The sequence below is a fragment of the Grimontia sp. THUN1695 genome, assembly GCF_059704325.2.
Map to the genome: position 1 here is coordinate 834652 of NZ_AP046577.1, position 20841 is coordinate 855492.

A 20841-nucleotide genomic window follows, 5' to 3' on the forward strand; every position below is an offset into this window, starting at 1 on the left:
AGGGGTAAACCATGTGGTATTTCGCTTGGATTCTGGGATTATTGCTGGCGTGCTCATTCGGTATCATCAATGCGCTTTGGTTAGAACATACCGAAGCGATGGATCACGACAGTGAAGACTAAGTTCGGGACTATGCTAGACGGTCTGTATGACCGTCTTCATATCCGTGTTCTTACGCTGTTATCGCTGGCTTTGGCGTTAACATGCGGCGGCTTGGTGATGTGGGATCCACAGAGCTTTGCTGACAGGATAGGCGGCTTTTCCGTTGCTAACGGCCCGGCCCTTGTTTGGGCGACCTGTACGGGCATGATACATGGTATGGGGTTTAAGCCGCGATTCTGGTTGTGGCAACTGGTCTTCTTCCCGCCATTCGCCTGGCTGGTGATGATAACTGTGCTTGCAAAAGCATTTGCCTGATATTCCCTGTGATACAACACTAAACAGCCTGGTTATAACAGCCGGGCTGCTTTATTTTGCGTCAATCGTGACCTTCCGCGCTGCTTAGTGCATTTAAACTGTTAAGCAAGTCAGTTATAGTAATCCGCTAAACCTTACTATGGATTTCAGGTAATTATCAGGATGAGGAATCTCCATCCATTCTGCTGGCCTGTTCGTATTTATTACGAAGACACCGATACCGGTGGACTTGTTTATCATGCGAACTACCTCAAATACTTCGAGCGTGCGAGAACCGAACTTCTGCGCAGCATCGGTGTCCATCAACATACGTTATTTGAAGAACATACGGCATTCGTTGTGCGTCACATGGATATAGATTTCCTGAAAGGCGCTACCCTTGACGAACAACTGACCGTTGAAACAAGGGTATCTGACTTGCGTCGGGCGACTATCACATTCTGTCAGGATTTGGTGAATTCAGGCGGTGATGTGTTGTGTAGGGCCACGGTTAAGGTAGCCTGTGTCGACTCTGAGAAAATGAAACCAAAATCCATTCCTAAAACGATTCAATCGGAGATGTTAAGTGAGCGCTGAACTTTCAATTCTTGATCTGTTCTTGCAGGCGAGTCTGCTGGTAAAAGCGGTGATGTTGGTTCTGCTGGGCATGTCTATCGTGTCTTGGACAATGATCATTAAGCGCTCTCAGGTGCTGTCAGAAGCCTTTACCAAAGCCGAGCGCTTTGAAGACCGTTTCTGGTCAGGGGTGGACTTGTCGCAATTGTTCCAGGAAGTGCAGGCACGCAAAGATAAATTGTCTGGCAGTGAACAAATTTTTTATTCTGGCTTCAAAGAGTTTGCCCGCCTTCATCGTAGTAATGGCAAGGTGCCAGAAGCGGTGATGGAAGGGACGTCCCGTGCGATGCGTGTTTCTTTGTCGAAAGAAGTCGAGTCACTGGAAACCAATCTGCCATTTTTGGCGACTGTCGGCTCTATCAGCCCATATATCGGCCTGTTTGGTACGGTTTGGGGCATTATGCATGCGTTTATTGCACTTGGCGCAGTTAAACAGGCTACGCTGGCAATGGTGGCACCGGGTATCGCAGAAGCACTGATAGCGACAGCCATGGGTCTGTTTGCGGCGATTCCTGCGGTGATGGCGTACAACAGATTAACATCGAAAGTCGGTAAACTTGAAAACAACTACATAAATTTCATGGAGGAGTTTTCAAGCATTCTTCACCGCCAGGCATTCGCGGCGCCGAAGGAGTAAGCCATGCCTTATCAGCGTAAACGGCGCAAGATGACTGCTGAAATCAACGTGGTGCCCTATATCGACGTCATGCTGGTACTGTTGATCATCTTTATGGTGACGGCACCTTTTGTGACGCAAGGGGTGGATGTTGATCTTCCGCAAACCACCACTGCGAAAACGGCCGCTGAGCTGGCAAAAGAAGAGGACAGCGGCGCATTTATCATCGTGGAAGTGGATCAAAACGGCGGCTTAGGGCTTTCTGTGAACAACGGAGATATGCAGCGCGGCCTGTCACTACAGGATCTGCTGATCCGTGTGAAGGCTGAGCTGGAAGTTAATCCTAAATCACCCGTGCTGGTCGGTGGTGATGGGCGTGTACCCTATTCAGAAATCATTCTTACTCTGGATGCGCTGAACCAAGCAGGAGTCTCGTCAGTGGGACTAATGACGGAACCGCTTGATTCATGAGAATTGGAATGAAAAATAAGCAGAAAACAAACTATACAGGCGCAATAGCAGCTTCGGTTTTGCTGCATGCCTTGTTGATTGGTGGCCTGCTTTGGGGGGCGGACTTTACAAAAGTGGCGCACCAACCCAGTGGCCAGAGCATTGAAGCGGTTGTGATTGACCCAAATGTGGTGAATGAACAAGCGCGTAAAATCCGCCAGCAGCGTGATGAAGCCAAGCGCCAAGAGGATGCTCGTCTTCGCCGCCTTGAACAGCAGGCACAGTTGCTAGAGCAACAGCGCGAACAGGAAGAAAAGCGTCTGCGAGAGTTAAAGGCAGAAAAGCTGGCCGCTGAAAAAGAAGCACGTGAGGCCGAAACCGAACGTAAACGTATCGCTGAAGCGAAAAAGAAAGCGGCTGAAGAGCAACGTAAAGCTGAAGAAGCGGCACGATTAGCTAAAGAGAAAGCAGCGGCAGCAGAAGCTGAGCGGCAGCGTGTGCTTGAGGAACAACGCAAAGCGGAAGAAGAACGCCAACGCAAACTGGCTGAGAAAAAGCGCGCTGAAGAAGAAGCACGCAAGGCCGAAGAAGAGCGTCAGCGTAAACTCGCCGAGAAGAAAAAAGCCGAAGAGGCAGCCCGTAAAGCGGAAGCAGCCCGCAAAGAAGCCGAGCGCAAAGCGGCTGAAGCCAAGCGTCAGCAGGCAGAGCAGGAGGCTGCCCTCAACGAGCTTTTTAGCGGGCTCGAGTCGGAATCCGCTACGCGGGATACGGCTCGGGGACGTTTCGTGAATGACGAGACCGCCCGCTTTGGCGCTATCTACACGCAAATGATTAAGCAAAACTTGCTTGTTGATGACAATCTTCGTGGTCAGGAATGTATTGTTAAAATGCGTATTTCCGGCACCGGGCTTTTGTTGGATGTGAATGAAGTGGGAGGGAACTCTTCACTTTGTCGTGCTACCAAAGCGGCGGTATTGAAAGTGTCATCTTTCCCAATGCCAGATGACAAAGAAATCGCAGCCCAGCTTCAAAATATTGAGCTGACTGTGAAACCAGAGTAAGAGGGATCCTTCATGTTGAAACATTTACTCTTCGGGGCAGTAGCGATGATGTTGGCAGTGATTCAACCTGCACAGGCAGAGTTGAAGCTGGTCATCACCGAAGGGATTAACTCCGCACGACCAATTGCCATTGTCCCTTTCAAATGGGAAGGCGAGGGCAAGCTTCCTACGGATGTTTCAGCGGTCATTGCTTCCGATTTGCAGCGGAGCGGTAAGTTCAGTCCCATACCCACTGACAAGATGCCGCAGACACCTTACAACGATACTGAGGTGGATTTTAATGACTGGACCGCAATAGGTGTAGATGCTTTAGTGACCGGAACAGTGAAGCCTGCTGCAGGAGGAAAATACCAGATTGAATATCAGTTAATTGATATTGTCCGTGGTCAGTTAACCGGGGGGCAAAGTAAAGGCTTATCAGCGTCCGGCGAACTGGTTATCACTAAAGATCACCTGCTGATTCATTCTAGACACACGGTGAGTCAAGAAGCGTTAAGAAAGCTAGCACATCTTATCGCTGATAGAATATATGAAAAATTAACCGGAGAGAAAGGTGCTTTCTTGACCCGTATAGCCTACGTGGTGATTGATGAGGAATCTGACCATCCTTATCAACTCAGGATTTCAGACTATGACGGGTATAATGAACATCGTGTTCTGAGTTCAACACAACCGTTGATGTCTCCCTCATGGTCGCCAGATGGAAAGCAACTGGCTTATGTGAGCTTTGAAAATGGTCAGGCGCAGATATTTCTCACCAATATTTATACAGGCGAGCGTCAAATGATTTCCTCATTCCCGCGCCATAATGGCTCGCCACGATTCTCCCCGGATGGCAGTAAACTGGCGATGGTGCTATCAAAAACCGGCAGCCTACAGATTTACGTGATGGATTTGAGGACCCGTAAGCTTGAGCAAATCACCACAGGCCGGGCGAATAACACCGAGCCCTTCTGGGATCCAGAAGGGCAGTCTTTGATCTTCACATCAGACCGGGGTGGTAAACCACAGATATATCGAGTAAATTTAGCTGATGGGTCCACCAACAGGATTACCTGGCAAGGTAGCCAGAATCTCGGCGGTCAGCTCACTCCGGATGGCCGATACTTGGTAATGGTTCATCGCTCGGACTCAGGCTACAACATTGCAAAACAAGATTTGCAAACGGGTGCTGTAGAGATTCTAACGAAAACGATGTTGGATGAGTCTCCTAGTCTTGCGCCAAATGGCAGCATGGTGATTTACAGCTCAGTATACGGACGTAGTAATGTGCTTTCTATGGTGTCTATTGATGGGCGTTTCAAAGCACGTTTGCCAGCGACTAATGGTCGGGTGAGAGCCCCAGCATGGTCCCCGTTCCAATAATATTTGCGCTTATTTGATATAAGGAAAACAAGATGCAAGTTAATAAAGTACTTAAAGGTTTGGCTGTAGCTCTGCCTATGTTTACTCTGGCAGCATGTAGCTCAAGCGACAGTTCTACTGACAGTACTGGCACTGAAACAAATACCGGTTCGCAAACAACCGTTGTCACACCAGTAGACGGTGGTCAGGGCGGTTTAACTGAGCAGGAAATCCGTAATAATGAACTGCGCCAGTCACAAACCGTTTACTTCAGCTTTGACGATTACTCAGTGTTGCCACAATTTGAGGACATGCTGGATGCACACGCAGAATTCCTGCGCGCTAATGCTGATATCAAAGTGGTAGTAGAAGGCCACGCTGATGAGCGTGGTACGCCTGAGTACAACATCGCACTGGGTGAGCGCCGTGCAAATGCAGTCGCTAAATACCTGCAAGCGTTGGGTGTGCCATCTTCTCAAATCTCTATCGTAAGCTACGGTGAAGAAAAGCCATTGGTTCTTGGCCAGGGTGAAGACGCGTATTCGAAGAACCGTCGTGCGGTTCTGGTTTACTAATTAAAAGGTAAATCTTATGAACAGTAACACTTTGCGTTTTCTTTCGCTGGCGTTACTGGTGAGTGTGGCGGCCCCGGTGGCCGCCGCACCTGCTCCGGTGACTGAGTTGGGCGGTAGTGGTAGCTCTTTCGAGCGCTTGGAGCGTATGCTGGAAGCACGAAACCAGATGCAAATCGACATGCAGCGTCAGCTTGACCAAATGGCCGGTGAGCTTGACGAATTACGCGGTACTGTCGAAAGAAATAGCTATGAGTTAAATCAAATGCTGGAGCGTCAGCGTGATCTTTACCGCGAGATAGATACGCTAAGAAACACAAAACCAGTACCTGCAGTCGAGCGTGAACCGGACGAAAAGGGGGCGGAAACGTCTTACTCGGCGAATCAGTCGGAAAATGCAGAATATGATGCGGCGGTGAATCTAATTCTGAAGAAAAAGAATTATGCCGGTGCAGTTGATGCGTTCAATGCATTCTTGACGAAATACCCTGAATCGATTTATAAACCAAACGCACATTACTGGCTCGGTCAGCTCTATTTTTCCAAGAGCCAGCTGGATGATGCGAAGAAGAATTTCACTGCTGTCAGCCAGTTTGCTAAATCCAGCAAACGGGCGGATGCGCTCCTGAAGCTGGGTATCATTGCCGAACGTCAGAGCGATGGCGCTTCTGCGAAGACATTCTTTGAACAGGTTGTGAAGGAATACCCTGGCACAACAACAGCGAAGCAGGCTCAAAAGCAGCTTAGCCAGTAATCGAGTTCTATAAAAAGAAGAAGGCCAGCATTGCAGCTGGCCTTCTTGCGTTTAAAAGGCGTTGGATAGGGCGGATTTGCTATTAATGGTGAAAGTTCCCGGCCAAGCTGGGTATAATGTCCGGATTGGAAGCCAATCTGAGTAAGCTGATGAGCCAGATTATTAATACTGCAGAGACAGTATATCCCTTCCCTCCGAAACCGGAGGCATTGTCCGAGCAACAAAAAGCTGACTACATCGCGAGCATCAAGCAACTGCTCAAGGAAAAAGATGCAGTCATGATTGCTCACTACTACACCGACCCGGAAATTCAGGCGCTGGCAGAAGAAACCGGCGGCTTTGTGGGTGATTCACTGGAAATGGCCAAGTTTGGTAACAAGCACCCTGCCAAAACCCTTTTGGTAGCAGGCGTCCGTTTTATGGGTGAAAGTGCCAAAATCCTCACGCCTGAAAAAACCGTTCTGATGCCGACCCTTGAGGCCGAATGCTCGCTGGATTTAGGCTGTCCTGAAGACAAATTTACTGAATTTTGCGATGCCCATCCTGACCATACTGTGGTGGTTTATGCCAACACCTCTGCCGCAGTAAAAGCGCGAGCAGATTGGGTGGTGACATCCTCGATTGCACTTGAAATCGTTGAGCACCTGGATGCTCAGGATAAGAAAATTATCTGGGGACCAGACCGCCATCTTGGCTCATATATCGCAAATAAAACCGGTGCTGACATGCTACTGTGGCAGGGTGAGTGTGTAGTTCATGATGAGTTTTCGGCTAAAGCGCTTAAAGACATGAAAGCCGTGTATCCTGATGCAGCAATTCTGGTGCACCCTGAATCACCGGCAAGTGTGGTTCAACTTGCCGACGCAGTGGGTTCAACCAGCCATCTTATCAAAGCGGCAAAAACACTTCCTCACCAGCAACTGATCGTGGCAACGGATAAAGGCATCTTCTTCAAGATGCAGCAGATGGTACCGGAAAAAGAGCTGATTGAAGCACCGACAGCAGGTGCTGGTGCAACCTGCCGCAGTTGTGCACATTGCCCCTGGATGGCAATGAATGGCTTGAAAGCGATTGAACGGGCATTGCGTGAAGGTGGGGAAGCGCACGAGATTCATGTCGATGAAGCGGTTCGTGTTAAATCCCTTGTACCACTTAACCGGATGTTGGATTTTGCCGCGTCACTACAACTGCAGGTAAAAGGTAACGCCTGACATATTGAGTATAAAGGTAGGCATGGCGTTTGCTTTTTTGTTATTGAAGAAATGAAGGAGCATGATGGCACAGGCAATGTTAACAATCGGGCTTCCTTTGGCGCTCGGCTGGATGATGTTTTGCGTCGGTATTACGCTTTCAGTGGCAGATTTCAAGCGTGTAGTTGATTATCCTGGCAAGATTGCAGCGGGATTGGCTGCGCAGCTTGTTGGTCTTCCCCTGATTGCTTTCACAATGGTTCATGTGTTCGCACTGCCGGACACGGTTGCTGTAGGGCTTTGGATCCTGGCATTAGCACCTGGCGGGGCTTCTTCCAATGCAATCAGTCACCTTGCAGGTGGCGATTCTGCACTCTCGATTACCATGACTGCGGTGAGTAGCCTGATTATTCCTTTTAGCCTGCCTCTTCTGCTCCCTGTCGTTCTGACAGATGTTTTAGCGGCCATCCCGGTTAAGACTGCGATTTTACAGCTGGTTGCGGTCACCTTATTGCCCGTGACACTGGGGATGGTACTCAGGCACTTTATGAACGGGGAAGGTTTTGCCCGGTTTTCCGCATTTGCTGCGAGTTCAGCGCTGTGGGCCCTGTTTTTTACTGTAGCCGTCACGCTGGCTGCCAATATGGCGGTATTCTCACAATTGTTCTCAATTGCCTCTGTGATGGTGCTTCTGTTGTGTCTGCTGGGAATGGGGCTGGGTGTCGCTGTCGCTAAGCTGTTTTCAGGGGATAGCAAGCTTTCCAAAACGTTTGCCATTGAAGTGGGGATCCAGAACGCAGGAACAGCGATTTTCGTTGCTATCGTACAGCTTCAGCAGCCGGAGTTAGCGTTAACACCACTGCTTTACGGCGTGTTGATGAATATCCCGGCAATTATTCTGATCTTGCTGAACAAGCGCATGGGAAAATCGCTCACTATATAGACAGAGCCAATGTGCCTCAGCCATGGCTGAGGCGTCTTTGGGCTTTCAGCCTTGCGCCGTCACCAAACACGATAGGTGCGGCTTATTATATTGTGAATGCTGCGGGAGCGTGTTGGGATAAAAGGTGGCCCTTAAAATAGTCACTTTTCAAATAAGAAAGTCGCAAGGGTATTATTGTTGCTCTGCCATCTGGTATGCACGTATGGCAAGGCCACAAAGCATGACAGGCATGCCATTAAAAACTTCCTCAAACTGTGCCAGTTCGCCCGCGCCTTGTTCTGCCATAGCCGCTAGCGCTGATTCTGGATCAAACAACAGGCTGATAGATAACAACACGCCACCTAGCAGCGCGTTTTCCTGAGAGTCTTCCGGCATCAGGGTTTCCCAGTCATCACGGCATAGGGTCCAACCCTGAAGCATGCCTTCGCAATATTCGCGGGTTGCCTGATTAACAATGTCGCTTTCACTCAATGCACAGGCTTCAGGCCATTTCCATTCATTGGAAAGCAGGGCACCGCGCTGCGTGTTCCACATATCGACAATGATATTGGCATACTGTTCCAGTTGTTCATGGCTAGCAAACGGCGCTTCTTCTTCGCCGCCCCACATAAACGCCAGCCATTCGCTGGGATCAATAAGATGTGGCGCAGCCGCCATCGCCGTAACAAACCCTTCAGTTTGCACAGCAGACAACAATTTTTGTTCCAGACCGTTTTCGGCGATAAATTGTGATAGCGAGATAGACATGAAACACTCTCTTTTCCTATTTAGGCGGCCATTCTACCAGTGTGGGTAAGAAACGCAGAGAGAAAAGCGATCAGCTCGTGCAAATCACCCAACGTCGTTTGATTCTTAAACACTTGCGTGTTTTTTTCAGGAATTTTATTGACCTTATTTCCTGGCTTCCCTATAGTAGCGCCCCGTTGAGGCAATAAGCCCAACCACAACATGGTGAGGTGTCCGAGTGGCTGAAGGAGCACGCCTGGAAAGTGTGTATACGGCAACGTATCGAGGGTTCGAATCCCTCCCTCACCGCCATATTTAAAACCCGAGCAGAGATGTTCGGGTTTTCTCGTTTCAGGGCAATGGAGAAAGTACAAGGGCGGGTGAGAGCCCTCGACAGGGCTCGCATAGCAGCGAAGATGAATTAACACATTTCAACCAGTTAAGTTTAAACGAAGAGATTTGGTTATTCCCTGCGCGAACGTCACTTCAATCTTCAGCAAACCATTGACCCTGTATGCCGAACTCACTATAGTACGCTCCGTTGAGACGACAAGTCCAACCACAATATGGTGAGGTGTCCGAGTGGCTGAAGGAGCACGCCTGGAAAGTGTGTATACGGCAACGTATCGAGGGTTCGAATCCCTCCCTCACCGCCAAATTCAAACTCGAGCAGAAATGTTCGGGTTTTGTTGTATCTGGCTAGTGGAAAATTAGTCAGGGAGGGTGAGAGCCCTCGACAGGGTTTGCACAGCGGCGAAGCCGCGCAACGTCGGCTTGCCGACGGCCCCGAAGGGGTGAGGAACGAAGTGACGAATCATCCCTCCCTCACCGCCAAATTCAAACCCGAGCAGAGATGCTCGGGTTTCCTCGTTTCTATCTTATGGAGAAAGTGCAAGGTAGCCTCGCACTGCATTTCACTACTTACAATACACCACCCCAGTACATTGCATTGAACACAGTGAATGCAATAGCTACGCCCACTAAAACGAATAATGGTACATAGTTGGAAACCTTAGCAGCGATCTTTTTTGACACAGTAGGATCCTCTTGGTGATTAATTGCGCAAATTATGCTCTAAGGTGTGATGTGCATCAATATTTCTTGTTTGGTGTTTTAATCTGAATTTATGTGGGTCTCTAGTTATATCTACTAAGCAGATATAACTAGAGAAATAATCGCGGTTGCTTTTTTCAGGTAAAGGCGAGGAGTGAATGTGAATATTCTTTGATTTTCAGTCTATTAGAAGGGTAGCGTTACAATAAAAAGGGCGGTAGCCCGCCCTATCAAAAGATTATGCAAAGGCTTCCTGAAGAGGTGGAACGACTTGCTTCTTACGGCTTAATACACCGTCCAGCCAAACACGACCGTTTTCGGTTTGTTTGCCGTATGCACGCTCAACAACCGCGACATCATCAGAAACAACCAACAACTCTGAACCTTCCTTCATAATGTCAGTGAGAAGCAGCATCACTGTGTGGCGTTTGCCTTCCTCTTTCAGCGTTGCAATGTCTGCTTCCAATTCGGCTTTGATGTTGTCAAAGACGGTTAGATCAACAACTTCCAGTTGGCCAATACCCACCAGATTACCGTTCATATTGAAGTCTTTGAAATCACGCATCACAAGGTCACGGATTGGAGTGCCTGCTACTGCAGACTTCACATTGAACATTTCCATGCCAAGTGCTTCGAAATCTTCAACGCCGGCGATTTTCGCTAAGTCTTCTACACAACGGATATCAGCAGTAGTGCAGGTTGGTGATTTGAAAATGACGGTGTCACTCAGGATCGCACACATCATGATGCCTGCGATTTCTTTTGGAATCTCGACACCATGGAAATCGTACATCATCTTGATGACGGTGTTAGAACAGCCTACAGGGCGAATCCAGCATTCAAGCGGGGTAGATGTTGTCAGGTCACCCAGTTTGTGGTGGTCAACAATACCTACGATAGTCGCTTCTGCGATATCGTCAGGTGCTTGAGTCAGCTCAGAGTGGTCAACGATGTAAACTTCTTCACCTGCATAGCTTAGCTTTAGCTCTGGCGCTTCGAAACCAAAACGCTCCAGAATGAATGCCGTTTCAGGAGAAACTTCACCCAGACGTGTTGCAACCGCAGGCTCACCGATTTGGTTTTTCAGGTACGCAAGTGCAATCGCACCGCAGATTGAATCAGAATCAGGGATCTTATGACCCACAACATACATTGGCATAGTTGGCTCTCGTCATGCTCACATTTAAATTTGGGCGCATTTTACCAGAGTAGCTTTAAATGTACATTCATCCATCGTATGAGGATGTCGCAGGTAACCACCAGAAAAACGCTGCCGAAGCAGCGAAAAGAATAGTTCGTTGTTATTGCCTTGTATTCTTATAAATCTCTCATCAATATTTCAAGCTCTTCTGAGGCTTCTTCGATGAGGTTTTCCAGTTCTGTGGCATCATCATTCGCAAGTGGCAGTTGCCAATGAACCGGTTTGCCGTTTGACGTATGTTTGCCCACCAACTTCGTTACGCGTCCGCTGCGTTCAAATTTTAAATGTTCAAACTCAGCGGCGTGACGTTGGCGCTTTTCTAAGATTTCAACTTCCACAAGTCCAGTAGGATTAACCTGAACATGAGCATGTAATTGTTTTGTGTCTTTCAATAAATAGTGTCTGTGTCGAGCTAGCATAGCTTCCCCTTAGCAGCATTCCCATTCCGCATCTAAAGTGTAGTCAACAGTGGGTATCTGGGGCGGTTAAAACGGTATAAGTATGCATTAATATCGATCAAGACACTGATGTTCAAACGGATCTTTTTTCTCGTATTTTGTGCGGTAAATCTTTCGGCTTTTTAAAGAGTTGCAGATGATGTGTGGGAAAATACGCGTAGTATCCGCACGTGTCCCCCAAAGCTATAACAGTGGGCTGAACATATAAAAAAACTGTTCAACAGGGCGATTCAACACGGAGCGCCTTTCCCACTTTTGTTGATCAACCAGGGTAGAATCAGCCATATACGACGCCTGTAGCGCGACTAAGTCTTTGCAGAATTCTGGATCATCAATACAGAGCGTTAATTCAAAGTTTAGCCACAGACTTCGCATGTCCAGATTGACAGTGCCAATCAAACAAAAGTTGTTATCCACCATGACAGACTTGGTGTGCAACATACCTCCTTTGAAACGATAGATATTGATGCCGGCCCGAAGAAGATCGTTAAAGAAAGAGCGGCTTGCCCATTCCACCATTAAGCTATCGTTTTTGGCTGGAATAATGATATTCACGGTAACCCCGCGTTGAGCGGTGGTTTGTAAAGCACTAAGCAGGCTTTCGCTCGGCACCAGATAGGGGGTCGTGATTGTCAGGCTCTTTTTCGCCTGATGAATGGCCAACATGAGGACTTGTTGGATAATGCCATCTGGCATTCCCGGTCCAGATGGCACCACCTGCACAGAGTGATTGGCATGTTGGTGCTCTTCAATCAGGCTGCACTCCGGCAATTCTGGTAAATAACGAAGGCCAGTTTCCACTTCCCAATCCCAGGCAAAAATGCTGTTAAGGACCGGCACTGAGGGACCTTCTGATTTCACCATAATGTCTACCCATTGACCGACACCAGCATATTGTTTGAAAAACCGTGGGTCGACCAGGTTCATTGAGCCTGTATAACCAATTTTATTGTCAATAATCACCATTTTGCGGTGTTGGCGAATATCAAGACGGCGGAGGAACATACGGGCTGGGCTCACGGCCAGCGCTTCAATCAGTTCTACGCCTGCTTTTCTCATGGCGTCTGGCCAATGGCTGCGGAAGAATTGCTTACTGCCTGCTGAATCCAGTAGGATTCGCACGGTAACACCGCGTTGTGCAGCATCACACACGGCTTTTGCCACATCATCTGCGTGACCGCCTAAATGCCAGATGTAGAACACCATATTGATAGAGTGTTGTGCTTCTTTCACATCTTGGGCAATGTTGCGAAGGATATCGGCGGGTTGATTGAAAAGAGTCAGTTGATTCCCCGCAAGTGCAGGAATACCTGCCCGTCGCAAGCATAAATCATGCACGGGGCGGGAAAGAAAGCTTTGATGTTGAGGACGGTGGGCTTCGCATTCGTTTATTGTTTCAAACCACTTGTCATAAGGGGCAAACATTGCTTTTGCACGCTCGGCCCGCTTTCGCCCCAAGTTGAGTTCACCAAACAGCAAATAAAGAAACACCCCGACAATCGGGATAATGTAGATGATCATTAACCAGGCAATGGAAACACCGAGTGCCCGACGTTTAAGGACAACACGGATCGTAACACTTGCAATGAGTAACCAATAAAAAAAGACACTTGCCCAAACCAGAAATTGATAAACCTTTTCCATTTCAATCTACTTAGTTCTAAACCCGCCCCAATATAGGCTCTTCAGAAACAGTATGCACTGTATTTAGCATTGCATATTCCCAATCCCGAGGCTGGAAAGAGAGGTTTTGTTGATAGCGTTGACAGATGTTAAAAATATTGAGTCACAAGTGTTTGCAAAGTAGTCGATTAGAGGCGGAAAATGGGGAAATATGTTGCTTTGATGAAAAATATAGCTCTATCGCTTCAAATTTTATTCTCAAACTGGTTTACTCGCCATATCTGTTTCGAAAACAGGAAATCTGTTAACTGTAATTTATAGTTTACACCCGGCGGGAGATACTAAGGAAGGGTAAATAGATGCTGGGAAGGCGTACTCATTTAATTCCCGCTGATGTCAGGGTTAACAGACCCTGGCGCTACGGGGCAATGTGGGTAGTTATCAAATTCTTATCTAGAGAGTGATTATGGCAAGCGGTAATAGAGCCCAATTTTCATCCCGTTTAGGATTTATTTTTGCGGCTGCAGGTTCTGCGGTCGGTCTTGGCAATATTTGGGGTTTTCCAACCCAAGCGGCTAGCAATGGCGGGGCTGTATTCCTGTTGATTTACCTTTTTATGGTGTTTGTTCTGGCTTATCCGCTGCTAGTGGCAGAACTCACCATTGGCCGTTATGGCGCGTCAAACCCTATTCGATCCCTTATTTCAGTGGCACCAAAACAAAAAGCCTTTGGCTCTGCGGTTGGTATTGCGGGCATGTTGGGCGTGAGTGGTATTTTAAGTTTTTATGCGATTGTGGCGGGGTGGTTTTTCGGCTTTTTGGTTGGGCCTCTATTGAGCGCGGTCGGTCTGGAAAACGCTGCTGCCTGGCTAGAAGGCTTCAGTGTGGAGCGAAATCTGGTATTGATGGCGTTGTTTATGTTGCTGACCATTCTGGTGGTCCGTAACGGTGTAGCTGAGGGCATCGAGAAATGGTCAAGCCGACTGATGCCGGTGTTATTCTCTCTCTTTGTACTGATGGTGGCTTACACACTGTTCCAGCCGGGTGCCTTTGAAGGTTTGAAAATGTACCTGATCCCGGATGCCTCACATATATCGCCAGGCTTACTGGTCAGCGCAATGGGACAGGCGTTCTTTTCGCTTTCAATCGGCGTGTGCACCATGATGGTCTACGGGTCTTATCTGCGTAAAGATGCGAATTTGCCGAAAACTGCAGCTCAAGTGGCCTTGCTGGATAGCGGTGTTGCGTTTGTTGCGGGCCTGCTTATTTTACCGGCGATGTTTGTCGCTCAGCACAATGGCGTTCAAATCTATAACGACGCGGGCGAGTTGTTAGACGGTGATACGCTTGTGTTCAGTGTGTTGCCTGCCATGTTTGATACCATGGGGGGCGCAGGGCTTATTGTCAGTGTGGCGTTTTTTGCCCTGATGGTTATTGCTGCGCTAACTTCATCGATTTCTATGCTGGAAGTGCCGGTATCCTGTGCGTCTGAAGAGCTGAACAAAGACCGTAAAACCGTAGTGTGGTGGATTGGTGGAGCAATCGCACTGTTCTCTACGGTGATTGTCTTCAACTTTAGTACCTTGTTTGGCACAGTAATAAGTATCACCACTGAGTATATGCAGCCTGTTCTGGGGCTGATTATGGCCCTGATCGCGGGTTGGATCTGGAAGCGTAACCAGGTACTTCAAGAGCTAAGTGAGGGTTATCCTGAGCTGAAAGACAGCGTGTTCTGGAAAATTTGGCCGACGTATGTTCGCGTGGTCTGTCCTGTCCTGATGGCGCTGGTATTTCTTTGGCCAATGTTCAAGTAGTCCTTGTTTAATCCCCGGTCTTGCGCCGGGGATTTTCTTTTCCAGCAAAGACTGACGAGAATTTTGGCAAAAATGGGTTTAAACTCGGCGCTGAATTTTCTCAGAGACAAGTTTTTCATGTTCACCCTGATTTTTCAGAATGACGACTTTCTGGTTATCGACAAACATCCTGGCATCAGTGTCCACAAAGATGACAATGACCAGCCGCTTTTAAGTGAGGTGGCAAAAAAAACGGGAAACGAAAAGCTCTACCTGATCCACAGGTTGGACAAGATGACGTCGGGTCTTCTTCTGCTTGGTAAGCACCCGCAGGCGGCATCAAACCTGTCATTGATGTTCGCAGAAAAAACGGTGCAGAAATTTTATCTTGCATTATCAGCGAAAAAGCCGGGTAAAAAACAGGGCACCATTGTGGGTGATATGGCGAAAAGCCGCCGCTCGATGTGGAAACTTCTGCCAACGAAATCCAACCCTGCTATTACCCAGTTTTTTTCAACGGCAGGAGGGGAGGGAAAACGACTTTTCCTGTGTAAGCCTTACACGGGGAAAACCCACCAAATCCGTGTGGCCTTGAAAAGTGTCGGTTCACCTATTTTGGGGGACAGTACTTACCGTGGTGCAGACGCGGACAGAGGCTACTTACATGCCTTTGCTTTGCAGTTTACCTATCAGGGAGACGTGTTTTCTTTCCAACAGCTGCCGACAATAGGCGAAAAATGGCCTATGTTGCCGAAAGAATGGCATTCGCCGGAAAAATTACATTGGCCTGTGTTGCCGAAAAACAAGTAACAATCAAGTACTCCAGGGATGGACAGAGTATGGAGTCAAGCATGGCGCTTAAACAAAAGAAATCACGCACCTTACGCAAAACCGGTGGGTCTAGCCGATACTGGAATTTGGCGAACCTGCGTCGCCAATGGAAAAAGAAACAGGCACGTATAAGGAGTCGTCGTTGCTCAAAATTTTATAGCCTGCAATTAAACAGTCAGTATGTCGAGGTCGCAATACTGGCTGACACCCCAAAGGAAACCGCATGATGAAAGCGGCTGCTTTGCCTTTGTTTTTTGAACGTGTCACTGAGCGGCTTGCTGGTTGTCACCATGAAATCAGGCGTGTTTTTCATGGCCGGGGGCGTTGTTATGAAGGCCTGGAACAACTGACGGCCGACTGGCTGGGGGAGGGTATTCTCCACATTGCGGTATTTAAACAAGCTGAACCAGACTTTTATCGAGCGCTGGCAGCCGGTGTTAACCAACTCGTGAAGCATCCTGTCTGGGCACTGCGCGAAGGTAAAACGGTGATCATTCAGCATCGTGACCGGGAAGGGACTGAAACTGAGATCCTGACAGGCGAAATGCCTGCGCAGGTTGAAGTGATAGAAAATGGCTTGAAATACAAACTGGATTTGGGCAAACGCCAGAACAATGGTCTGTTTTTGGATATGCGTTTGGGACGCCAGTGGGTTAAGGAGCACGCCAAAGGAAAACGTATACTCAATTTATTTGCTTACACTTGTGGTTTTTCTGTCGCAGCTATCGAGGGGGGCGCCGAGAAAGTTGTCAATCTGGATATGGCGAAATCGTCCCTTTCCCGTGGCCGTGAAAACCACCATCTGAACCAACATGATCTCAGTAAAGTCCGCTTTCTTGGCCATGAGCTTTTCAAATCCTGGGGGAAGGTGAAGAAGTTGGGTCCTTATGACTTAGTGATTATTGATCCGCCTTCTTTCCAGAAAGGCAGCTTTGTGCTGACCAAAGATTACGTCAAAATATTACGTCGTTTGCCGGAGTTAGTCGCGGAAGGAGGAGAGGTTCTGGCCTGTGTCAATGCACCAGACGTCAAGCCTTCATTCCTGACGGAACAGATGGCCGTGTTGGCACCGGATTTTTCGTTTGTTTCACGCCTCGACAATCCACCAGAATTTGAGGATATTGATGCGGATAGCGCGCTGAAAGTGATGCACTTCAAACGTCTTGCTTAACGCATGCCTTGTGAGATGCGAAACAAAGCCCGCATTTAAAAGCGGGCCTGTTATTAATTGTGTTTTGCGCACTCTTTGTGAGTGATCACCCGTTCTAACACCGGGCGGCCACGGGCATCACGGAAAAGCAGTTTGTAGTTCACGCCTTTCTCCATCAGCGAGGCAATTTCCGTGTCCTGACAATACGTTTTTTCAAGGCGCTCGGCTAATGCGGCTGGAGCGATATCACCACTGCCTGCATACAACAATGTCAGTTCAATTTGTGTGCTGTTGGCTTTCGCACGAACCAAGTTATAGCCGTTCATTGGTACCGGCACGATTTTGCTCAGCATATCAGCCCGCTGTAAGGCGAACGATTCTGCGATCTCCAGATCAGATGTGCTTGAACAGGCTGATAAGAGCAAGGTGATCACACCGATCAGCGCGACACGTCCTGTTTTTAGCGTTTTTTGCATTGAAAGTTCCTATGCGTTTCATCGCCGGAGCCGTTACGCCGGCAGTACTTTTTTGAATGGTTTGACGATAATGTCTTTGTAAACGCCCGCTGCAATATAGGGGTCGGCATCTGCCCAGCGTTTTGCATCATCTAGATTGTCAAATTTCGCAATCACAGTCGACCCGGTAAAGCCTGATTCACCTGGGTCTTCGCTATCAATAGCTGGGTTTGGGCCAGCAACCAATAAGCGGCCTTCTGCATCTAACTCACGCAAACGTGCCAGGTGTTGTTCTCTAACCTGTAGCCTTAAAGGCAAACTGTTTTCTACATCTTGTGAAAAAATGACATACCACATCCGTGCTTTTCTCCGTGTGAATATTCAGCCTGTTGTGTGCAAGGCTTCAGCATTACGCAGGCAAGTTTTCTGATTTATAGCTTATTTATTGGCCTTGGGCGGCCATTGCCATCAATAGCAACGTAATTAAAGATGGCTTCGCACACCTTATGACGAGTGCCTATACCGTCAATCGCAACCGGCTTTACCCATACTTCCAGGCTCACGCTCATTGATGTGTGGCCAATGTGGGTACATTCGCCGTAACAGCAAACCACATCACCCACTGAGACGGGGTGTTTGAATACAATTTCCTGCACAGAAACCGTCACCACACGTCCATGGGAAATTTCTTTGGCCAAGATAGCACCGGCAAGGTCGAGCTGAGACATGATCCAACCGCCGAAAATATCACCGTTAGCATTGGTGTCAGCGGGCATAGCAAGTGTTCGCAGTAACAGTTGACCGCGGGGGCAATTATTCGTTTCCGACATGATACAACTTCCGGGAAATGAAATTAAAAAGAGTGAGCTTAATCACTCTGTGTACTGAGAGTTTATTGTTTTTCTGAGTCAGTCTTTCTTGGCATGTGCTTGTAGATATACACGCCACTGGCCAGAGTAAATACCAACGTTAGGGCCAGCAAGCCGAATACTTTGAAGTTCACCCAAACATCTAGTGGCATCTGGTAAGCAATGTAGACATTTAATACAGCAAGTACAGTAAAGAAACAAACCCAGGCTGTGTTGATGTTGCGCCATACTTTATCTGGCAAGGTGATTTCTTTGCCAAGCATTCCCTTGATTAGGGGTTTACCTAACATCTGGGAAACAACCAGTCCTATCGCAAAGAGGGCATAGACAACGGTCACTTTCCATTTGATGAAGTTGTCGTCGTGAAAGAACAGGGTCATTCCGCCAAACACTGCCACTAAACCGGCCGTGATGATCTGCATTTTCTCTACTTTTTTATATATCACCCAAGTTACAGCGACCTGGATGACTGTCGCTACGATCAGTGCGCCGGTTGCGGTGTAGATGTCGTACATCTTGTAGAGGGCAAAAAAGATGATCAGTGGGATAAAATCGAGAAGTTGTTTCATTCAGATGCCGGTCCTGGTCTTTGTCTTTTTAAAGGGCGCTTTTGCATGAACCGCAAAGTTTACCGAAAACTCGCCATAGTTAAAATGCGGTAAAACAGAAAGGCCAGCAACGCTGACCTTTAATACTATGGATCAGTTTTACTTCCGTGTTGCTGCTTTCATCGAAGCAACAAACTCGCCAAGCGCCCTGAGCATATTGGTTTCATCTGCCAGGTTACGTTCGATGATTTTTACAACGGCTGAACCGGAAATTGCTCCCGCTGCCCCGGCTGTAATTGCTTCTTTCACCTGTGCAGGTTCAGAGATACCAAAACCCAGAAGGGGGCGGGGGGCATTGTAGGCAGAAAGCTGAGACAGCAAGTGTCCAATCGGCTTGCCGGCTTTGGTTTCCGCGCCGGTGACGCCTGCACGTGACACCAGATAGGTATAACCACCGCCCAGCTCAGAAATGGTTTTCAGGGTTTCTTCGTTGGCGTTTGGTGGCGCGATAAAGATGGCGTGAATGCCATGCCTGGCGGCAGACTCACGGAATTCTGCCGATTCACCTGCTGGCACATCAGCAATCAGCACCGAATCTACACCGGCTTCTGCACATTTTGCGTAGAAGTTGTCAATGCCATTGGCGAAAACCAGATTGGCATACATCAAAAGACCAACAGGAATATCTGGATGGCGTTCACGAACCTGCTTCAGAATAGCAAAGCAGCCGCCTGGCGTGGTACCTGAATCAAGCGCCCGGATGGCAGCGCCCTGAATGGTGGGGCCGTCAGCCAACGGATCGGAGAACGGAATGCCCAGCTCCAGCGCATCAGCGCCATGCTCAATCAGGGTTTCAATGATGCGCAGTGATTGTTCTGGGGTTGGATCGCCGATGGTGACGAAAGGAACGAAGGACCCTTCACCTTTGGCATCCAGTTTTTTAAACATCGCTTCATAGCGGTGAGACAAGGTGGCAGCCATTACATCACTCCTTTTTGTTGCAAAATGTCGTGGACAGTAAAGATGTCCTTGTCACCGCGACCTGATAGGTTAACGACCAGCAGTTGTTCTTTGTCCGGGTTCTCTTTGGCCATTTTCAGCGCATAAGCGAGGGCATGAGCAGATTCCAGCGCCGGGATAATCCCTTCATGACGTGCCAGTTCCTGGAAGGCATCCAGCGCTTCATCATCAGTGATTGCCACATACTCGGCTCGGCCAATCGCGTTAAGGTGAGCGTGCTGAGGACCCACCGATGGAAAATCGAGACCGGCAGACACGGAGTAAGACTCTTCAACCTGTCCATTAGGATCCTGCATCAGTGGCGCTTTCATACCAAAGAAGATACCCAGCTTTCCATGCTTGAGCGGTGCGCCGTGTTGGTTTGTATCCAATCCCAGACCTGCTGGTTCAACACCAATCAGGCCAACATCGGTTTCTTCAATGAAGTCTGCGAACATGCCAATGGCGTTAGAGCCACCGCCGATACACGCGATCACGCTGTCGGGCAGGCGACCTTCGATGTCCAGAATTTGCTGTTTGGTTTCTTCCCCAATCATCTTCTGGAATTCTCGCACAATGGTTGGGAATGGGTGAGGGCCTGCGGCTGTGCCCAGCAGGTAATGCGCGTCTTCATAGCTGGCTGACCAATCACGCAATGCTTCGTTGCATGCATCTTTGAGCGTGGAAGAGCCGGAATGAACTGGGATGACTTCTGCGCCCATTAGCTTCATGCGGAATACGTTCGGGCTTTGGCGCTCAACGTCTTTTGCGCCCATGTAAACACGGCATTTCAGATCCAGCAGTGCACACGCAAGCGCTGTTGCGACACCGTGCTGTCCTGCACCGGTTTCGGCAATGATTTCTTTTTTACCCATACGTTTCGCCAGCAGCGCCTGGCCCAATACCTGATTGGTTTTGTGCGCCCCGCCATGAAGCAAGTCTTCCCGTTTCAGATAAAGCCTGGTTTTTGTCCCTTTGGTGAGGTTGCGGCACAGGGTGAGGGCAGTCGGGCGACCCGCATATTCTTTCAGCAGGGAGGTAAACTCTTGCTGAAAAGCAGGATCGTTTTGTGCGTCGATAAACGCTTGTTCCAGCTGATCGAGTGCTGGCACCAGAATTTGTGGGACATACTGCCCGCCAAATTCGCCAAAATAGGCGTTCAACTTAGTCATAA

The 20841-nt window shown here is 48.5% G+C and carries 25 protein-coding genes, 2 tRNA genes and 1 other RNA gene; 18 read left to right on the forward strand and 10 right to left on the reverse strand.

The window, feature by feature from the left end:
- Positions 1-11 precede the first annotated feature (11 nt).
- From cydX to AC6IB1_RS07425, 11 genes are all read left to right on the forward strand, one after another.
- The gene (gene cydX, locus AC6IB1_RS07375) at positions 12-122 is read left to right on the forward strand and encodes a cytochrome bd-I oxidase subunit CydX (RefSeq protein ID WP_040529108.1); all 111 of its coding nucleotides are present in this window, start codon (positions 12-14) and stop codon (positions 120-122) included.
- 10 nt (positions 123-132) lie between these two features.
- Positions 133-417 (forward strand): cyd operon protein YbgE, encoded by a 285-nt coding sequence (ybgE, locus tag AC6IB1_RS07380; protein WP_497569108.1) that lies wholly within the window; start codon positions 133-135, stop codon positions 415-417.
- A 162-nt stretch (positions 418-579) separates the two neighbouring features.
- Entirely contained in the window at positions 580-993 is a 414-nt protein-coding gene (gene ybgC / locus AC6IB1_RS07385; protein ID WP_497568453.1) for a tol-pal system-associated acyl-CoA thioesterase, read from the forward strand.
- Positions 983-1669, forward strand: a complete 687-nt coding sequence (gene tolQ, locus AC6IB1_RS07390; protein ID WP_497568454.1) for a protein TolQ — start codon at positions 983-985, stop codon at positions 1667-1669. Before ybgC ends, tolQ begins: the two co-directional genes overlap by 11 nt.
- 3 nt (positions 1670-1672) lie before the next feature.
- Entirely contained in the window at positions 1673-2119 is a 447-nt protein-coding gene (gene tolR, locus AC6IB1_RS07395; protein WP_005506084.1) for a protein TolR, read from the forward strand.
- An 8-nt stretch (positions 2120-2127) separates the two neighbouring features.
- On the forward strand, positions 2128-3159 hold the full coding sequence (gene tolA, locus AC6IB1_RS07400) for a cell envelope integrity protein TolA (protein ID WP_497568455.1): 1032 nt from the start codon (positions 2128-2130) through the stop codon (positions 3157-3159).
- Positions 3160-3171: 12 nt separating this feature from the next.
- On the forward strand, positions 3172-4524 hold the full coding sequence (gene tolB, locus AC6IB1_RS07405; RefSeq protein WP_497568456.1) for a Tol-Pal system beta propeller repeat protein TolB: 1353 nt from the start codon (positions 3172-3174) through the stop codon (positions 4522-4524).
- A 32-nt stretch (positions 4525-4556) separates the two neighbouring features.
- A complete protein-coding gene (gene pal / locus AC6IB1_RS07410; protein WP_497568457.1) occupies positions 4557-5078 on the forward strand; it encodes a peptidoglycan-associated lipoprotein Pal in 522 nt (173 codons plus the stop codon).
- Between the two features lie 16 nt (positions 5079-5094).
- Complete coding sequence (gene ybgF / locus AC6IB1_RS07415; protein WP_497568458.1) at positions 5095-5829, forward strand: tol-pal system protein YbgF; 735 nt, start codon at positions 5095-5097, stop codon at positions 5827-5829.
- A 149-nt stretch (positions 5830-5978) separates the two neighbouring features.
- Positions 5979-7040 carry a quinolinate synthase NadA gene (gene nadA / locus AC6IB1_RS07420; RefSeq protein ID WP_497568459.1) on the forward strand — a complete coding sequence of 354 codons (1062 nt, stop codon included), beginning with the start codon at positions 5979-5981 and terminating at the stop codon, positions 7038-7040.
- Between the two features lie 64 nt (positions 7041-7104).
- Positions 7105-7962, forward strand: a complete 858-nt coding sequence (locus AC6IB1_RS07425; RefSeq protein WP_497569109.1) for a bile acid:sodium symporter family protein — start codon at positions 7105-7107, stop codon at positions 7960-7962.
- Positions 7963-8133: 171 nt separating this feature from the next.
- Here the strand turns inward: AC6IB1_RS07425 and AC6IB1_RS07430 are convergent, their stop codons facing one another.
- Complete coding sequence (locus AC6IB1_RS07430; protein WP_497568460.1) at positions 8134-8709, reverse strand: UPF0149 family protein; 576 nt, start codon at positions 8707-8709, stop codon at positions 8134-8136.
- Between the two features lie 203 nt (positions 8710-8912).
- Between AC6IB1_RS07430 and AC6IB1_RS07435 the strand changes: the two genes are divergently transcribed.
- The 3 genes from AC6IB1_RS07435 to AC6IB1_RS07445 all read left to right on the forward strand — a co-directional run bounded on the left by AC6IB1_RS07435 (position 8913) and on the right by AC6IB1_RS07445 (position 9522).
- A tRNA-Ser gene (locus tag AC6IB1_RS07435) sits at positions 8913-9000 on the forward strand.
- A gap of 256 nt (positions 9001-9256) precedes the next feature.
- Positions 9257-9344 (forward strand) — tRNA-Ser (locus tag AC6IB1_RS07440).
- 47 nt (positions 9345-9391) lie between these two features.
- Positions 9392-9522, forward strand: a non-coding RNA gene (locus AC6IB1_RS07445) — RtT sRNA.
- Positions 9523-9979: 457 nt separating this feature from the next.
- Here the strand turns inward: AC6IB1_RS07445 and AC6IB1_RS07450 are convergent.
- From AC6IB1_RS07450 to cls, 3 genes are all read right to left on the reverse strand, one after another.
- A complete protein-coding gene (locus tag AC6IB1_RS07450; protein ID WP_497568461.1) occupies positions 9980-10900 on the reverse strand; it encodes a manganese-dependent inorganic pyrophosphatase in 921 nt (306 codons plus the stop codon).
- Between the two features lie 158 nt (positions 10901-11058).
- On the reverse strand, positions 11059-11361 hold the full coding sequence (locus tag AC6IB1_RS07455; protein ID WP_497568462.1) for a hypothetical protein: 303 nt from the start codon (positions 11359-11361) through the stop codon (positions 11059-11061).
- Between the two features lie 222 nt (positions 11362-11583).
- Positions 11584-13044 carry a cardiolipin synthase gene (gene cls / locus AC6IB1_RS07460; RefSeq protein ID WP_497568463.1) on the reverse strand — a complete coding sequence of 487 codons (1461 nt, stop codon included), beginning with the start codon at positions 13042-13044 and terminating at the stop codon, positions 11584-11586.
- A 445-nt stretch (positions 13045-13489) separates the two neighbouring features.
- Here cls and AC6IB1_RS07465 point away from each other — a divergent pair, with 445 nt between their 5' ends.
- The 4 genes from AC6IB1_RS07465 to AC6IB1_RS07480 all read left to right on the forward strand — a co-directional run bounded on the left by AC6IB1_RS07465 (position 13490) and on the right by AC6IB1_RS07480 (position 16817).
- Positions 13490-14836, forward strand: coding sequence for a sodium-dependent transporter (locus AC6IB1_RS07465; protein ID WP_497568464.1), 1347 nt, complete (start codon positions 13490-13492; stop codon positions 14834-14836).
- A 117-nt stretch (positions 14837-14953) separates the two neighbouring features.
- Entirely contained in the window at positions 14954-15625 is a 672-nt protein-coding gene (locus tag AC6IB1_RS07470; protein WP_497568465.1) for a TIGR01621 family pseudouridine synthase, read from the forward strand.
- Between the two features lie 41 nt (positions 15626-15666).
- Complete coding sequence (locus tag AC6IB1_RS07475) at positions 15667-15873, forward strand: hypothetical protein (protein ID WP_497568466.1); 207 nt, start codon at positions 15667-15669, stop codon at positions 15871-15873.
- Positions 15870-16817 carry a class I SAM-dependent methyltransferase gene (locus tag AC6IB1_RS07480; protein ID WP_497568467.1) on the forward strand — a complete coding sequence of 316 codons (948 nt, stop codon included), beginning with the start codon at positions 15870-15872 and terminating at the stop codon, positions 16815-16817. Before AC6IB1_RS07475 ends, AC6IB1_RS07480 begins: the two co-directional genes overlap by 4 nt.
- A gap of 53 nt (positions 16818-16870) precedes the next feature.
- Here AC6IB1_RS07480 and gspS2 read toward each other — a convergent pair whose 3' ends face one another.
- From gspS2 to trpB, 6 genes are all read right to left on the reverse strand, one after another.
- The gene (gene gspS2, locus AC6IB1_RS07485; protein ID WP_497568468.1) at positions 16871-17272 is read right to left on the reverse strand and encodes a type II secretion system pilot lipoprotein GspS-beta; all 402 of its coding nucleotides are present in this window, start codon (positions 17270-17272) and stop codon (positions 16871-16873) included.
- A gap of 33 nt (positions 17273-17305) precedes the next feature.
- Positions 17306-17608 (reverse strand): YciI family protein, encoded by a 303-nt coding sequence (locus AC6IB1_RS07490; RefSeq protein ID WP_497568469.1) that lies wholly within the window; start codon positions 17606-17608, stop codon positions 17306-17308.
- 74 nt (positions 17609-17682) lie between these two features.
- A complete protein-coding gene (yciA, locus tag AC6IB1_RS07495; RefSeq protein WP_497568470.1) occupies positions 17683-18081 on the reverse strand; it encodes an acyl-CoA thioester hydrolase YciA in 399 nt (132 codons plus the stop codon).
- A gap of 62 nt (positions 18082-18143) precedes the next feature.
- A complete protein-coding gene (locus AC6IB1_RS07500) occupies positions 18144-18689 on the reverse strand; it encodes a septation protein A (protein WP_497568471.1) in 546 nt (181 codons plus the stop codon).
- 138 nt (positions 18690-18827) lie between these two features.
- The gene (gene trpA / locus AC6IB1_RS07505) at positions 18828-19649 is read right to left on the reverse strand and encodes a tryptophan synthase subunit alpha (RefSeq protein WP_497568472.1); all 822 of its coding nucleotides are present in this window, start codon (positions 19647-19649) and stop codon (positions 18828-18830) included.
- Positions 19649-20839 carry a tryptophan synthase subunit beta gene (gene trpB, locus AC6IB1_RS07510; protein WP_497568473.1) on the reverse strand — a complete coding sequence of 397 codons (1191 nt, stop codon included), beginning with the start codon at positions 20837-20839 and terminating at the stop codon, positions 19649-19651. The genes trpA and trpB overlap by 1 nt, the downstream gene beginning before the upstream one ends.
- Positions 20840-20841: the final 2 nt, after the last annotated feature.